Raw genomic sequence first — 15,848 nt, forward strand, 5'->3', positions numbered from 1 at the left:
TCCTTACAGGAAGCGCGCCACCTCCTTCACTTCGAAGACTTCGATCTTGTCGCCTTCCTTCACGTCGTTGTAGCTCTTCACCGCGATGCCACACTCCATGCCGTTACGCACTTCAGGCACATCGTCCTTGAAGCGACGCAGGGATTCCAGCTCGCCTTCGAAGACCACCACATCGTCGCGCAGAACGCGGATCGGACGGTTCCGGTACAGCGTACCTTCCACCACCATACAACCAGCAACCGCACCGAACTTGGAAGAACGGAACACGTCGCGCACCTGGGCCACGCCAAGGATCTCTTCGCGTTTTTCCGGCGCCAGCAAACCACTCATGGCCTGCTTCACGTCATCAATCAGCTCATAAATCACGCTGTAGTAGCGCAGATCAATGCCTTCCTGCTCGCAGGTTTTCTTGGCCTTGGAATCTGCACGAACGTTAAAGCCCAGCAACACACCTTCACTGGTCATCGCCAGGTTGACGTCGGATTCGTTGATCGCACCCACGCCGCTGGAGACCAGATTCACCTTCACTTCATCAGTGCCCAGATCATTCAGGGCACTGGTCAGCGCTTCCAGTGAACCGCGCACATCGGTCTTCAACACGATGTTGACGGTTTTGGTTTCTGCGCTGCCCATATTTTCAAACAGGTTTTCCAGCTTGGATGCCTGTTGACGCTTGAGTTTGAGCTCACGGTCACGTTCCTGACGGAACTCGGCCACTTCCCGCGCCTTACGCTCGTCGGTCACAACTTGGATCTGCTCACCGGCTTCCGGTGCGCCATTCAGGCCCAACACTTCCAGCGGAATAGACGGGCCGGCTTTTTTGATCGGCTTGCCGTTCTCATCGATCATCGCCCGCACGCGGCCAAAGTGGGCACCGGCCAGCAGCATGTCACCGATCTGCAGCTCGCCGCCCTGAACCAAAATGGAAGCAACGGTACCGCGACCTTTCTCGATACGGGATTCAATCACCACACCAGTGGCTGAACCAGACGCCTGAGCCTGAAGCTCCAGCAATTCAGATTGCAACAGAATGGCATCCAGCAGGTCATCGATGCCTTGGCCGGTATGGGCCGACACATTGATGAACTGGTATTCGCCACCCCACTCTTCCGGAATCACATCCTTGGTCGCCATCTCGTTACGCACGCGATCAGGATCCGCCTGCTCTTTATCGATCTTGTTGACCGCAATAATGATCGGCGCACCGGATGCTTTCGCGTGATTGATCGCTTCTTCGGTTTGCGGCATCAGGCCGTCATCGGCCGCCACCACAATCACCACGATATCCGTGGCTTTGGCACCACGGGCACGCATGGCGGTAAAGGCCGCGTGGCCAGGAGTATCGAGGAAGGTAATCATGCCCTTCTCGTGCTCAACGTGGTACGCACCAATGTGCTGGGTAATACCGCCGGCTTCACCGCTTGCCACCTTGGCTTTACGGATATAGTCCAGCAGGGAAGTCTTACCGTGGTCCACGTGGCCCATAATGGTAACAACAGGCGCACGGTGCTCGGAATCCACGCCTTCACGGGTAACCAGATCCGCGGCCAGATGATCTTCAAGCAGCTCTTCCTGCCCTTTGCTGGCAATGGGCTTGTGCCCCATCTCTTCCACCAACAGGAAGGCGGTTTCCTGATCGATCGGCTGATTGACAGTGACCATCTCGCCCATCTTCATCAGGGACTTGATCAACGACTTGGCCTTGACGTTCATACGCTGGGCCAGGTCGGTCACAGTAATAGTATCTGGAACTTCGACTTCGTAGATTTTCTTCTCCGTCGGCGTTTTAAAGCCATGCTGCTTGTTCATGGAGCTCTTCATCTTGCCGTGCACAACGCCCGCAACCTTGGGTTTGCGACGACGACGGCGAGACTGGCGCTCTTCACGCTGGTAGCTGGCTTCCTGGGCAGCATTAACGATGGACGAACCTTTGTCCTTTTCGTCTTCCGCAGCAGGCTTCTTCTCTTCCTGCTCGCCACGCTGTTCCAGTTCAGCTGCAATGCGGGCCGCTTCTTCAGCGGTGCGGCGAGCCGCTTCTTCTTCCGCTTTCTTGCGGGCTTCCGCTTCCTGCTTGCGCTTGGCTTCATCAGCTTCACGCTGCTTGCGCTCGGCTTCTTCGCGCTTGGCTTTTTCTTCCGGCGTTTCTTCCTTGGCCGGTTTCTTGGTTGCAGAAACCTTGGGCACAGAAACGCGTTTGCTCTTTTCTTCCGCCGCTTTTTCGCCGGCAGCTTTGCGTTCCTGCTCAGCCTTGGCGCGTGCTTCGTCTTCCTTCAACCGTGCCGCTTCATCATCCGCAGCACGTTTGGCGGCTTCTTCTGCCGCGCGTTTCTCTTCTTCCGCAGCACGTGCAGCTTCTTCAGCCGCCAGGCGTTCTGCTTCTTCACGCTCTTCCGCTTCCAGTACATCGCGCTTCACGTAGGTGCGCTTCTTGCGCACTTCCACGTTCACGGTCTTGGACTTGCCGGCAGCGCCGGTGGTCTTGATGGTGCTGGTGGATTTACGCTTCAGCGTAATTTTCTTTCCACTGCTTTCGTCCTGGGCACCATGAGACTTGCGCAGATGCGCCAGTAGCTGCTGCTTCTGTTCATCGGAGACCACTTCGCTGGCATCGCCATGGGGCAAGCCTGCGTCTTTCATCTGCGTGAGCAGCTTCTCGACGGGCGTCCCTACGATGTCGGCCAGTTTCTTTACGGTCGTTTCTGCCATGTCAGCAACACTCTCCTGTCCGTCTCTGATGGTGCCTGCTTGATCAGCCTGAAAAGGGGCGGTTATGCCCCGGCTTCGTCTTCGCCTTCAAACCAGGGAGCCCGTGCAGTCATGATCAACTCGGCTGCACGTTCTTCGCTCAGGCCTTCAATTTCCAGCAGGTCATCCACCGCCTGTTCGGCGAGGTCTTCCATCGTGACAATGCCACGGGAAGCCAATTCAACGGCCAACTCACGGTCCATACCTTCCATGTTCAGAAGGTCTTCCGCAGGCTCGGCCTGTTCAAACTTCTCTTCAGACACCAGGGCCTTGGTCAACAGCGCGTCTTTGGCGCGCTGGCGCAACAGCTCCACGATCTCTTCATCAAAACCATCAATTGCCAGCATCTCTTCCTCAGGCACATAGGCCACTTCTTCGAGGGTAGAGAAACCTTCATCAACCAGTACACCGGCCACATCTTCGTCAACGTCCAACTCATTGATGAACGTCTGCAAGGCCTGTTCCGCTTCTTCTTCCTGTTTGGTCTCAGCGTCATCAATAGTCATGACGTTGAGTTCCCAGCCGGTCAGCTCGGAGGCCAGGCGAATGTTCTGCCCGCTGCGGCCGATAGCCTGGGCCAGTGCGGATTCGTCTTCCACGGCGATATCCATGGAATGGCTTTCTTCATCCATCACGATGGAAGCCACTTCCGCCGGCTGCATGGCATTGATCACCAGCTGCGCCGGGTTGTCGTCCCACAGGACGATATCGATACGCTCACCGGCCAACTCATTGGACACCGCCTGGACACGCGCGCCGCGCATACCCACACAGGCACCCACTGGATCAATGCGTTGATCATTGGTTTTCACGGCAATCTTGGCGCGGGACCCCGGATCACGGGCAGCACCCTTGATCTCGATCAGCTCTTCACCGATCTCCGGCACTTCGATCTTGAACAATTCGATCAGCATGTCCGGGCAAGCGCGGCTGGCGAACAGCTGCGGCCCCCGGTTTTCCTCATTTACACCCAACAGGTAGGCGCGGATGCGGTCGTTCTGACGAACCGCTTCACGGGGAATCATGTGCTCGCGGGTAATCAGCGCTTCAGCATTGCCACCGAGATCCAGAATAATGGAATCCCGGGTCGCTTTTTTCACCGTGCCGCTAACCAGGTCGCCAATGCGATCACGATATTCTTCAACAATCTGACGGCGCTCGGCTTCACGTACCTTTTGTACGATAACCTGCTTGGCAGTCTGTGCAGCGATACGGCCAAAGGCTTCGGATTCAACTTCCTCTTCCCAGGTATCACCGATCTGCAACGACGCATCCTGCTCGTGCGCTTCATCCAGTGTCAGCTGCTTGCCAAACTCGTAGAGCTCCTCGTCTGGCACCACGTGCCATACACGGAAACTCCTGGCATTGCCGGACACCCGGTCAATCTCCACACGAATTTCTACGTCTTCTTGCTTGAAACGTTTCTTGGTGGCCGCCGCGAGTGCCAGTTCAATGGCCTCGAAGATTACGTCTCGGCTTACACCTTTCTCGTTTGATACGGTTTCCGCTACCAGCAGGATCTCTTTGTTCATGGCCAGGCCTTTACAAAGACTAAAGTTCTTCAGGGCGTACTCAGTCGAAGCGGGGCTGCAACCGGGCACGATCTACCTGACTGTAAGGAACACGCAAGGTTTCGCCATCCAGCTCCACCACCAGCGTATCGCCATCCACGGCCACAATGGCCGCCGTCATTTTGCGCTTGCCGCTTACCGGTGCCAGCAACTTGAGCTGCACATCTTCACCGATGTAATCGACATACTGCGCAATTTCGAACATGGGCCGATCCATGCCCGGTGAAGACACCTCAAGGTTATATTCACCGGAAATCGGATCTTCCACATCCAGCACGCCGCTGACTTCGTGACTCACGGCCGCGCAATTATCTACCGAGATACCGTCTGCATGGTCAATAAATACACGCAGAACAGCCCCGCGCCCCTGGATGTATTCAACACCCCAGAGCACGAAGCCCAGATCTTCCACTACCGGAGCGAGCAGCTCCGTTAATTGTTCCGTGCGTTTTGACATAAAACTTTCCGACGGTACAAACAAAAAATGGGCCCGAGGATGTCACAGCGATTGCAGCTTTGCCGCACAACGACCGTGTATCCACCGCCCATTCCCACTAACCGGGTCGGTTTGCGGATAACAAAAAGCCCCTGCTAGAGGGGCTTTTTGTCCGCTTTGAACCAGAGATGTTTTTCTGGTTCCTCTAAGTGGTAGCGGGGGCAGGATTTGAACCTACGACCTTCGGGTTATGAGCCCGACGAGCTACCAGACTGCTCCACCCCGCATCAAAATCGAGCGCAAATAATACTTAGAGGCACTCACTCTGTCAAGGCATTATCGAAAAAGTATTTATTTTTCGAAGCCTTAGCATCGGGAAAAGCCACATAACCCGATACTGATCAACCCGTGGGTCGATTCTGAAGAAAGCCGGTCAATCCACCGATTTCCTTCATACGTTTCACTGACAACACACACCAGCAAAACGTTCCCTAATTGGTGCCGAAGGCCGGACTTGAACCGGCACGAGCGAAGCTCACTACCCCCTCAAGATAGCGTGTCTACCAATTCCACCACTTCGGCAAAGAACGCTTACTTACTGCTCCGGCTGAGGCGCGTCAGCCGGGGCCGGGGATTCTACCTCAGCTTGAGGCACATCCGAAACTTCTTTTTGCCCTTCATTGGCTTCTGGCGCCACAGGCACTTCTGTCATGCCAGCGGGCACGTCGGATTGCTCCTCGTCAACGACGGGAACATCCTGATGCTCGACGGTTTCCAGTTCCGGCAGGAAGCTACGCGTGCTATCCGCTTCCTGACGCGCCATCCAGGCCAACACTAGGCTGGTCACAAAGAAAACCGCCGCCAGCACCGCCGTGGCACGGGTCAGGAAGTTTGCGGAACCGGCGCTCCCGAATACCGTCTGCGAGCCACCGCCGCCAAAGGAAGCACCGGCATCCGCGCCTTTACCGTGCTGAATAAGCACCAGACCAATCAGCCCAAGGGCTGCCAGCACGTGCACTACATGAACAACAATATCCATAACGTCTCTAATTATTCCGCCGCCTGACAGATCGCAACAAAGCTGTCGGCTGTTAACGATGCCCCACCGATCAGACCCCCATCGATGTCTGACTGGGCAAATAGAAGGGCGGCATTATCCGCCTTTACGCTGCCGCCGTAAAGCAACCGCAGCGATTGAGCGATATCCGGGTCATTTTCTGCCAAAGACTGGCGCAAACAGGCATGCACGGCCTGAGCCTGTTCCGGGCTTGCCGTCTTGCCGGTACCAATGGCCCAGACCGGCTCATAGGCAACAACGGCCTTCGCAAACGCCGCAATGCCCACCGCATCGATCACCGCCTGCAGCTGCCCACAGACCACCGCCTCTGTATTGTCTGCCTCTCGCTCCGCCAGGGTTTCCCCCACACACAAGACGGGAATCAGCCCTGCCGCCTGCACCTGGGCGAACTTGTCAGCAATCTGCGCATCGCTTTCCGCGTACAAGGCACGGCGCTCGGAATGACCAATAATCACATAACCGCAACCCGTTTCCGCCAGCATGGAGGCAGACACCTCACCCGTGAAGGCGCCGTCTGCCTGATCACTGACATTCTGCGCCCCCAGGCCAATGGCCTCCGGCAACTGCTCGCGGGCAGAGACCAGATAGGGAAACGGCGGACATACGACCACATCCGCCGCACCCTGATAATCCGCCAGGGCCGCCGCCATGGACGCCACCAGAGATTGCCCGCCATTCATTTTCCAGTTGCCAGCAACCAGAGGGGTTCTTTTCATTGTTGGATTCCTTGGAGTCTTTTCTTGTGCCAACCAGCCCGACCGCTCTTGCGGTCAGGCAATGGCTTTTTCAACCACATCGGCCAGTTCACGACAGAGCGTCGCCACCTGATCGCCATCTTTACCTTCTATCATCACCCGCACCAATGGCTCCGTGCCGGAAGGCCGCAAAAGCACACGGCCATTGCCTGCCAACCGCTCCTCGACGCTGGCCATCGCCGCCTGCACGTCCGAATGCTCCATAAAACCATCGCGGTTGGGGCCACGCACATTGATCATCTGCTGGGGCAGCATGACAACATCAGCCACGGCATCCGCCAAACTTTCACTCCGGCGGGACAAGGCTGCCAGCACCTGCAGGGCCGACACGGTGCCATCACCGGTGGAAGTGCAATCCAGGCACACCAGGTGCCCGGAAGATTCGCCACCAATACTCCAGCCACGCTTATCCAGCTGCTCCATGACGTAACGATCGCCGACCTTGGCACGCACAAATTCAATACCTTCAGCCTTCAGTGCCAGCTCCAGCCCGAAATTGGACATGAGAGTGCCAACCACGCCTGCCATTTTTGCGCCATTGTCCTTGCGGTCTCGAGCCACCACGAACAGCAGCTGGTCACCATCCACCAGATTGCCCGCATGATCCACCATCAGCAGCCGGTCTGCGTCACCATCCAGCGCCACCCCCAGATCCGCCTTTTCTTCCAGCACTCTGCGCTGCAGAGCCTCAGGGTGTGTGGAGCCGCAATCGCGATTGATATTGAAACCGTCGGGCTGGTTAGCCATTGGCACCACCGTTGCGCCCAGCTCTTCAAACACATCCGGCGCGATGTGGTAGGCCGCACCATTGGCCGTATCCACCACAATTTTCATGCCGCTGAGATCCAGGCCCGGCACAGTGCTTTTGCAAAACTCGATGTAGCGGCCACGGGCGTCATCAATGCGGCGCACCTTGCCGATCTGGTCCGTGGACACCACGGAAATTTCTTCGTCCAGCAAACGTTCAATTTCCAGCTCAATCTCGTCATTGAGCTTGCGGCCATCTGCACCGAAAAACTTGATACCGTTATCCGTATAGGGATTATGGGATGCGGAAATAACGATGCCCGCCTGGGCCGACAAGGTACGGGTCAGATAGGCAATCCCCGGTGTGGGCAACGGCCCCAGCAGGCGCACATCCACCCCGGCAGCGGAAATCCCTGCCTCCAGGGCCGACTCGAACATGTAGCCGGAAATACGGGTGTCCTTGCCGATCAAAATCTTGCTGCCGCCCCGTGCGGCCAGCACCTTGCCTGCCGCCCAACCCAGCTTGAGCACAAAATCCGGTGTGATAGGAAACTCCCCCACCGTGCCGCGCACCCCATCAGTGCCGAAATATTTGCGCGTCATGACAACTCCTTTTGTGATTCTCTGACCGCATGGGCAAAACGCACCACATCCACGGTTTCTTTGACATCGTGGGCACGCACGATCATCGCGCCGCGCTCCACACACATAACGGCCGCCGCCAGACTGCCAGGCAACCGTTCACTCACATCACGGCCAAGCACTTTACCGAACAGGGACTTACGCGATACACCAATCAAGACCGGCAACGCCAACGCCTGCAACTCAGCTATTTCCTGCATAAGCTGCAAATTATGCGACACGGTTTTCGCGAAGCCGAACCCCGGATCCACCAACAAACGCTCGCGGGTCATACCCGCCCGTTCGCAGGCCGCGATCCGCTCACGCAGAAACGCCACCACCTCGGCGGTCACATCATCGTAATGGGGGTTATCCTGCATGCTGCCGGGCTCTCCCTGCATATGCATCAGGCAGACCGGGAGCTGACTGGCTGCGGCCGCCTGCATGGCGCCGGGGCGGCGCAAGGAACGCACGTCATTGATAAGACCGGCGCCAGCCTCTGCACTGTCACGGATCACTGCCGCCGTACTGGTATCCACGGACACCAACGCATCAAGCTCATTGCTTAACGCCTCGACAATGGGAACCACCCGATCCAGCTCTTCCTGTTCAGACACCGCCGCCGCCCCCGGACGAGTGGATTCGCCACCCACATCGAGAATCGCGGCGCCGTCACGTAGCATCTGCTCCGCCTGGCGCAGCGCCGCATCACGCTCGGTGTAACGACCACCGTCGGAAAAGGAGTCGGGGGTCACATTGAGGATCCCCATAACGACAGGCGCGGACAGGTCTAGTGTCCGCGCCCCACAGCTAAGCGTTGTTGGATGCATCATGAATCAGTGCGTGTTGGCAGGCCCACCAATGGGGTCGTCACCGGACGGCTGATCACCATCGCCGGAGGCGGCGGCACCGTTACCCGGACCCTGATCACGCCAGTCTTTTGGTGGGCGAGGCTTATGGCCGCCCATGATGTCATCGATCTGAGCCGCATCAATGGTTTCGTACTGCATCAACGCATCCGCCATCAGGTCCAGCTTGTCGCGGTTGTCTTCCAGGATCTGCTTGGCGCGCCCGTAACAGCCATCGATGATGGCCCGCACTTCACGGTCGATTTCTTCTGCAGTCTGCTCGGACATATGCTTGCGCTGCCCCACCTGCTTGCCAAGGAAGACTTCGCCCTCTTCTTCCTCATAAGCCAGCGGCCCCATTTTCTCGCTCAGGCCCCACTTGGTGACCATGGCACGGGCCAGCTTGGTAGCACGTTCGATATCGTTGGACGCCCCGGTGGTTACACCGTCAAAGCCCAGGGTCATTTCTTCCGCGATACGACCACCAAACAGGGAGCAGATCGAGGATTCCAGACCACGCTTGGACTGGGAGTACTTGTCTTCTTCCGGCAGGTACATGGTGACACCCAACGCTCGACCACGGGGAATAATGCTCACCTTGTAAACCGGATCATGCTCTGGCACCAAGCGCCCCACAATAGCGTGGCCCGCTTCGTGGAAGGCGGTGTTTAGCTTTTCTTTTTCGTTCATCACCATGGAGCGACGCTCGGCGCCCATCAGGATCTTGTCCTTGGCTTTCTCAAACTCTTCCATGGACACCATTCGCTTGTTGGCGCGAGCGGCGAACAATGCAGCTTCGTTGACCAGATTGGCCAGGTCCGCACCGGAGAACCCGGGCGTACCCCGCGCAATCAACGCTGGCTCCACATCATCCGAAATCGGCACCTGACGCATGTGCACCTTGAGCACATGCTCACGGCCACGGATATCCGGCAGCGGTACCGTCACCTGGCGATCAAAACGGCCAGGGCGCAGCAACGCCGGGTCCAGCACGTCCGGGCGGTTGGTGGCGGCAATCACGATAATGCCTTCGTTGCCATCAAAACCGTCCATTTCCACCAGCAGCTGGTTCAGGGTCTGTTCACGCTCATCGTGACCGCCACCGACGCCGGCCCCACGGGAGCGGCCCACCGCATCGATTTCATCGATGAAGATAATGCAGGGGGAATGCTTTTTGGCCTGCTCGAACATGTCACGGACACGGCTGGCGCCGACACCCACAAACATTTCCACAAAGTCCGAACCGGAAATGCTGAAGAACGGCACCTTGGCCTCGCCTGCAATGGCCTTGGCCAGCAGGGTCTTACCGGTACCCGGCGAGCCCACCATCAGCACACCGCGGGGAATCTTGCCGCCCAGGCGCTGGAATTTAGCCGGATCACGCAGAAACTCCACCAGCTCCTGCACTTCTTCCTTGGCTTCTTCCACGCCCGCCACATCGGCAAAGGTGGTCTTGATCTGGTCTTCGCCCAGTAACTTGGCCTTGGACTTGCCGAATGTCATCGGCCCGCCGCCGCCACGGCCGCCGCCCTGCATCTGGCGCATAAAGAAGATAAAGATGGCCAGAATCAGCAGAATGGGCAGTACGGACAGGAACAGCTGGGTCAGAAAGCCCTGACGCTGGGGCTCCAGGCCCACCACGTTTACATCATTCTGGATCAGCGTGGGCATCAGATTGGTGTCCAGCGTCGGCGGTTTCACCGTGCGGAACTGGCCACCATCCGTGTAGGTCCCGGTAATCGTACTTTCGCCGATTTTCGCTTCCTGCACTTTGCCGTCTTCTACCCGCGAAATGAAGGTGGAATAGGGCACATCTGTGGTTGCAGGCTGCGTACTGAGACTGGATGCCACCACGTACAAGACGCCGGCAATCACCAGCCACAGCACAATATTCTTGGTCATGTCGTTCAAGGGAGACCTCGATTAATCCGGGCGCTCGCGCGCACACTAACGAACTTAGAACCTGCCTGGAGCCTATAACGCAGGCTCTTACACCTTACACCATTTGCCAGAAGCAACGTAATGCCGGTTCGGACAGGAATATAGCCATTTTACGGCTTTCACCGCCTATTTCAGGCCAAAACCCAACTGATAGACCTCTGTGGAGCGAGCCCGGCTTGCCGCCGGTTTGCGGCTGACGACGCGCTTGAAACGGCTTTGCAGCGCTTTGCGGTAGTCTTCAAACCCCTCACCCTGGAATACCTTGACCAGAAACAGGCCATCAGGTTCCAGCACCCGCTCAGCCATATCCAGCGCCAACTCTGCCAGATACATGGCCCGCGGCTGATCTACAGCACTATTACCACTCATATTGGGGGCCATGTCGGACATTACAAGGTCTGCCCGCTGATCCCCCAGCGCCGCAAGGATTTGCTCATAGATCGCATCCTCACGAAAGTCCCCCTCAATGAAGGTCACATCCGGCAGGGCATCCATAGCGAGAATATCACTGGCAATCACCGTCCCCTTGCCGCCGATCAGCTGGCCCGCCACCTGGCTCCACCCCCCCGGCGCAGCGCCAAGATCCAGCACCGTCATTCCCGGCCGGAACAAACGGTCTTTCTCGTGCATTTCCAGCAGCTTGAAACTGGCCCGGGAGCGATACCCCTGCTCCTGGGCCTTGGCCACCCACGGGTCGTTGAAATGTTCTTTCAACCAGGCCTTGCTGGTCTTGGAACGGCTGGACTTCGCCATGGCCCCTCTCTCCTGAATTCTCTGTACTCGCAAGCCCTCATGACTAACCCACATGACGGCTGCTTTTCGGCCGGGTAATACGTAGAATACGCGCACAGCAACCCTTTCTGGAGCTACACCGTGCCGCTATCTACCCAGGACATCAAACGGTTACGCCGTATTGGTCACCACCTGAAACCCGTTCTGATCTTTGGCGACAAGGGACTCAGCGACAACTTCGTGGAAGAACTCAACCTGCGCCTGGAAGATCACGAGCTCATCAAAGTGAAAGTCAACGCAGAAACCCGCGACGACCGCGCCGCCATTGTGCAGGCCCTGACCGAAAAAGGCAGCGCCGAGCTAATCCAGCGTATCGGCAACATCGCCCTGCTCTACCGCCCGGCCCAAAAGCCCAGCGCCAAACTGTCGAACATCCTGCGCTATCAGAATGCCTGACGCCCAAGGCCCTACGCAGGATGCCAAAAGCAAAAAAGGCGGCGTGTTATCACGCCGCCTTTTTTATTGTCGTCTGGCGTCATGCATCGGGCATCAAGCGCCTAGATATGCTCCACCTGATCGACTTCGTACTCACGGGTACCGCCGGGGGTATCAATCTGCACCACATCGCCTTCTTCACGGCCAATCAAACCGCGGGCAATGGGTGAGTTCACACTCAACTTGCCTTCCTTGATGTTGGCTTCGTCGTCACCCACGATCTGGTAGACCTTGGTTTCGTCCGTATCCACATCAATGATGGTCACGGTCACACCAAAAATCACCTTGCCGGTATTTTCGATAGTCTGAATATCGATGATCTGCGCATTGGAAAGCTTGCCTTCAATATCGCCAATGCGGCCTTCACAAAACCCCTGCTGTTCGCGGGCAGCGTGATACTCGGCATTTTCTTTCAAGTCGCCATGCTCACGGGCTTCTGCAATCGCAGCAGAAATCCGCGGGCGATCTTCTTTTTTCAGCTTTTCCAGTTCCTCGCGCAGGGCTTTGGCACCCTTGGCGGTCATCGGTACACGTTGCATAGTTATCCTCGTATCTTTTAACAGGCGCAAAATAAAAGGCGCTGCTAACGGAACCGCCCGGAGCACTCTGCTCCGAGCGCTCCCGACGACGATTTATTTCATTTCTGCGTGCAGGTCCTGCAAGCGACGAACAGTGGGTTCACCACTAATCCCCAGCGCCTGACACACCGCATGGGCGGCCGCGATGGTCGTGGTGTAGAACACTTTGTGCTGCAGCGCCGAGCGACGAATCGCGAACGAATCACGGGTCGCCTGCTTGCCTTCAGTGGTATTCACGATCAGGGCAATCTGGTCGTTCTTGATCATGTCCACAATATGCGGACGCCCTTCCAGCACCTTGTTCACCACCTTCACTTCAAGACCAGCCTCACCCAACACCTTGGCGGTGCCTTTGGTGGCAACCAGGCTGAAGCCCCGCTCAATCAACATGCGAGCCACTTCCACAGACGCAGGCTTGTCGACTTCACGCACGGAAATAAAGGCCGTACCCGATTCCGGCAGCTTTTCGCCCGCACCCAGGGATGCCTTGCCAAAGGCTTCCGCGAAGGTCGCTCCCACACCCATGACTTCCCCGGTGGATTTCATTTCCGGGCCCAGGATCGGATCGACTTTCGGGAACTTGGCAAACGGGAACACCGCTTCTTTCACGAAATAGTGCTGCGGTTTGACCTCTTTGGTGAAGCCTTGTTCCTTGAGGCTGGTGCCGGCCATACAACGGGCGGCCACTTTCGCCAGGGACACGCCGATGCACTTGGACACATACGGCACTGTCCGGGAGGCACGCGGATTCACTTCCAGCACATACACCTCACCGCTTTTCACGGCGAACTGCACGTTCATCAAACCGACCACACCCAGCTCCAGCGCCATATCGGCAGCCTGCTGGCGCATCACATCCTGCACATCCTCATCCAGCGAGTACGGCGGCAGCGAACAGGCGGAGTCACCGGAGTGCACGCCGGCCTGTTCAATGTGCTGCATGATGCCACCGATAACCACATCGGTACCGTCGCAGACCGCATCCACATCCACTTCGATGGCATCATCCAGGAAGCGATCCAGCAGCACCGGCGAATCGTTGGACACGGACACCGCGTTCATCATGTAGTTACGCAGCTCCGCTTCGCTGTACACGATTTCCATGGCACGACCACCCAATACATAGGAGGGGCGCACCACCAGCGGATAACCGATTTCTTCCGCCAGACGTACACCGTCTTCCAGGGAGCGGGCGGTGCGGTTGGGCGGCTGCTTCAGGCCAAGCTTGTTGACCATCTGCTGGAAGCGTTCGCGATCTTCCGCTTCATCGATGGCATCCGGCGGGGTGCCAATAATCGGCACGCCGGCAGCCTGCAGGGCACGGGCCAGCTTCAACGGGGTCTGCCCGCCGTACTGGACGATCACACCCTTGGGTTTTTCTTTCGCCACGATGGCCAGCACGTCTTCCAGCGTCACCGGCTCGAAGTACAGGCGATCGGAGGTATCGTAATCAGTGGACACGGTTTCCGGGTTACAGTTGACCATGATGGCTTCGTAACCGTCGTCCTTCATGGCAAACGCCGCGTGCACACAGCAGTAATCGAACTCGATGCCCTGGCCAATCCGGTTGGGGCCACCACCGATAACCATGATCTTGTCACGGTCGGTGGGATTGGCCTCACACTCTTCATCGTAGCTGGAGTACATGTAGGCCGTATCCGTGGCGAATTCCGCCGCGCAGGTATCCACCCGCTTGTAGATCGGCAGCACACCCAGCTCTTCACGCTTGCCACGCACATCCGCTTCCTTCACGCCCAGCAACTGCGCCAGGCGAGCATCGGAAAAGCCCTTGCGCTTGAGCGCGTACAGGCTGTCGCGGGTCAGGCTACTGAAGGTGCCGTCGGCCAATTGCTGCTCGGCACGAATCAGATCCTCGATTTGCACCAGGTACCAGCGGTCGATCTTGGTGATGTTGAACACATCGTCCACGGTCATACCAACACGGAACGCGTCGCCAACAATCCAGATACGCTCCGGGCCCGGCGTGGACAGCAATTGCGCCACTTGCTCACGGGCGTCTGGGTCAGCCGGATCCACATGAGGGTCAAAACCGATGGATTCGGTTTCCAGTCCGCGCAGCGCTTTCTGTACCGATTCCTGGAAGTTACGGCCGATGGCCATCACTTCACCCACGGACTTCATCTGGGTGGTCAGCACCGCATCCGCTTCGGCAAACTTCTCGAAGTTGAAGCGCGGGATCTTGGTCACCACGTAATCGATGGACGGCTCGAAGGACGCCGGGGTCTTGCCGCCGGTGATCTCGTTCTGCAGCTCATCCAGGGTATAACCCACCGCCAGCTTGGCAGCCACCTTGGCGATCGGGAAGCCAGTGGCCTTGGAGGCCAGCGCCGAGGAACGACTCACCCGCGGGTTCATCTCGATCACCACCATGCGCCCGTTATCCGGATTAATGCCGAACTGCACGTTGGAGCCACCGGTTTCCACGCCGATCTCGCGCAGCACCGCCAGAGAGGCGTCGCGCATGATCTGCAGCTCTTTATCGGTGAGCGTCTGCGCAGGCGCCACGGTGATGGAGTCACCGGTGTGCACACCCATGGGGTCAAAGTTCTCGATGGAGCACACGATGATGCAGTTGTCCTTTTTGTCGCGGACCACTTCCATCTCGTACTCTTTCCAGCCCAGCAGGGACTCGTCGATCAACAGCTCGTTGGTGGGCGACAGGTCCAGACCACGCTGGCAGATTTCCTCGAATTCTTCCCGGTTATACGCCACACCACCGCCGGAGCCACCCATGGTGAAACTGGGGCGGATAATGCAGGGAAAACCCAGGTCTTGCAGGGCCGCGTTGGCCTCTTCCATGTTATGGGCAATGGCAGAACGCGGACATTCCAGGCCAATGGCTTTCATGGCCTTGTCGAAGCGGGAGCGATCTTCCGCCTTGTCGATGGCATCTTCGGTGGCGCCAATCATTTCCACGCCGAACTCTTTCAGCACCCCATTGTGGTCCAGGTCCAGGGCACAGTTCAGTGCGGTCTGACCACCCATGGTGGGCAGCAGCGCGTCCGGGCGCTCCTTCTCGATAATCTTGGCCACGGTCTGCCAGGTAATCGGCTCGATGTAGGTGGCATCCGCCATGGCCGGGTCGGTCATGATGGTGGCCGGGTTGGAGTTCACCAGAATCACCCGGAAACCCTCTTCCCGCAGCGCCTTACACGCCTGGGCACCGGAGTAGTCAAACTCACAGGCCTGGCCGATCACAATCGGGCCAGCGCCAATAATGAGGATGCTTTTGATGTCAGTTCTTTTAGGCATAGTTCGCTAACCGTCAGACGTATGTTGC

The 15,848-nt window shown here is 57.7% G+C and carries 12 protein-coding genes and 2 tRNA genes; 1 reads left to right on the forward strand and 13 read right to left on the reverse strand.

Annotated features, from left to right (window positions below):
- Positions 1-3 precede the first annotated feature (3 nt).
- The 11 genes from infB to rlmE all read right to left on the reverse strand — a co-directional run bounded on the left by infB (position 4) and on the right by rlmE (position 11,495).
- Positions 4-2,706, reverse strand: coding sequence for a translation initiation factor IF-2 (gene infB, locus COA55_RS05625; RefSeq protein ID WP_063519004.1), 2,703 nt, complete (start codon positions 2,704-2,706; stop codon positions 4-6).
- 62 nt (positions 2,707-2,768) lie between these two features.
- Complete coding sequence (gene nusA / locus COA55_RS05630; protein WP_063537612.1) at positions 2,769-4,277, reverse strand: transcription termination factor NusA; 1,509 nt, start codon at positions 4,275-4,277, stop codon at positions 2,769-2,771.
- A 40-nt stretch (positions 4,278-4,317) separates the two neighbouring features.
- Positions 4,318-4,773, reverse strand: a complete 456-nt coding sequence (gene rimP / locus COA55_RS05635) for a ribosome maturation factor RimP (RefSeq protein WP_007149481.1) — start codon at positions 4,771-4,773, stop codon at positions 4,318-4,320.
- A 189-nt stretch (positions 4,774-4,962) separates the two neighbouring features.
- Positions 4,963-5,039: transfer RNA gene (locus COA55_RS05640), tRNA-Met, on the reverse strand.
- Positions 5,040-5,248: 209 nt separating this feature from the next.
- Positions 5,249-5,334 (reverse strand) — tRNA-Leu (locus COA55_RS05645).
- Between the two features lie 13 nt (positions 5,335-5,347).
- Positions 5,348-5,791, reverse strand: a complete 444-nt coding sequence (secG, locus tag COA55_RS05650) for a preprotein translocase subunit SecG (protein WP_063537401.1) — start codon at positions 5,789-5,791, stop codon at positions 5,348-5,350.
- A gap of 11 nt (positions 5,792-5,802) precedes the next feature.
- On the reverse strand, positions 5,803-6,546 hold the full coding sequence (gene tpiA, locus COA55_RS05655; protein WP_063520396.1) for a triose-phosphate isomerase: 744 nt from the start codon (positions 6,544-6,546) through the stop codon (positions 5,803-5,805).
- Positions 6,547-6,600: 54 nt separating this feature from the next.
- Positions 6,601-7,935, reverse strand: a complete 1,335-nt coding sequence (gene glmM, locus COA55_RS05660) for a phosphoglucosamine mutase (protein WP_290500973.1) — start codon at positions 7,933-7,935, stop codon at positions 6,601-6,603.
- On the reverse strand, positions 7,932-8,783 hold the full coding sequence (folP, locus tag COA55_RS05665; protein ID WP_290501022.1) for a dihydropteroate synthase: 852 nt from the start codon (positions 8,781-8,783) through the stop codon (positions 7,932-7,934). Before folP ends, glmM begins: the two co-directional genes overlap by 4 nt.
- Before the next feature lie 6 nt (positions 8,784-8,789).
- Entirely contained in the window at positions 8,790-10,703 is a 1,914-nt protein-coding gene (gene ftsH, locus COA55_RS05670; protein WP_063539365.1) for an ATP-dependent zinc metalloprotease FtsH, read from the reverse strand.
- Between the two features lie 165 nt (positions 10,704-10,868).
- The gene (rlmE, locus tag COA55_RS05675; protein ID WP_290500974.1) at positions 10,869-11,495 is read right to left on the reverse strand and encodes a 23S rRNA (uridine(2552)-2'-O)-methyltransferase RlmE; all 627 of its coding nucleotides are present in this window, start codon (positions 11,493-11,495) and stop codon (positions 10,869-10,871) included.
- 120 nt (positions 11,496-11,615) lie between these two features.
- On the opposite strand from rlmE, the gene COA55_RS05680 reads away from it, so the two are divergent.
- Entirely contained in the window at positions 11,616-11,930 is a 315-nt protein-coding gene (locus COA55_RS05680; RefSeq protein ID WP_007151514.1) for a YhbY family RNA-binding protein, read from the forward strand.
- 101 nt (positions 11,931-12,031) lie between these two features.
- Here COA55_RS05680 and greA read toward each other — a convergent pair whose 3' ends face one another.
- A complete protein-coding gene (gene greA, locus COA55_RS05685) occupies positions 12,032-12,508 on the reverse strand; it encodes a transcription elongation factor GreA (protein ID WP_039926785.1) in 477 nt (158 codons plus the stop codon).
- Positions 12,509-12,601: 93 nt separating this feature from the next.
- Positions 12,602-15,820, reverse strand: a complete 3,219-nt coding sequence (carB, locus tag COA55_RS05690) for a carbamoyl-phosphate synthase large subunit (protein WP_290500975.1) — start codon at positions 15,818-15,820, stop codon at positions 12,602-12,604.
- Positions 15,821-15,848: the final 28 nt, after the last annotated feature.

The organism is Alcanivorax sp., assembly GCF_002733835.1.
In the GTDB taxonomy this organism is placed as follows: Bacteria; Pseudomonadota; Gammaproteobacteria; order Pseudomonadales; family Alcanivoracaceae; genus Alcanivorax.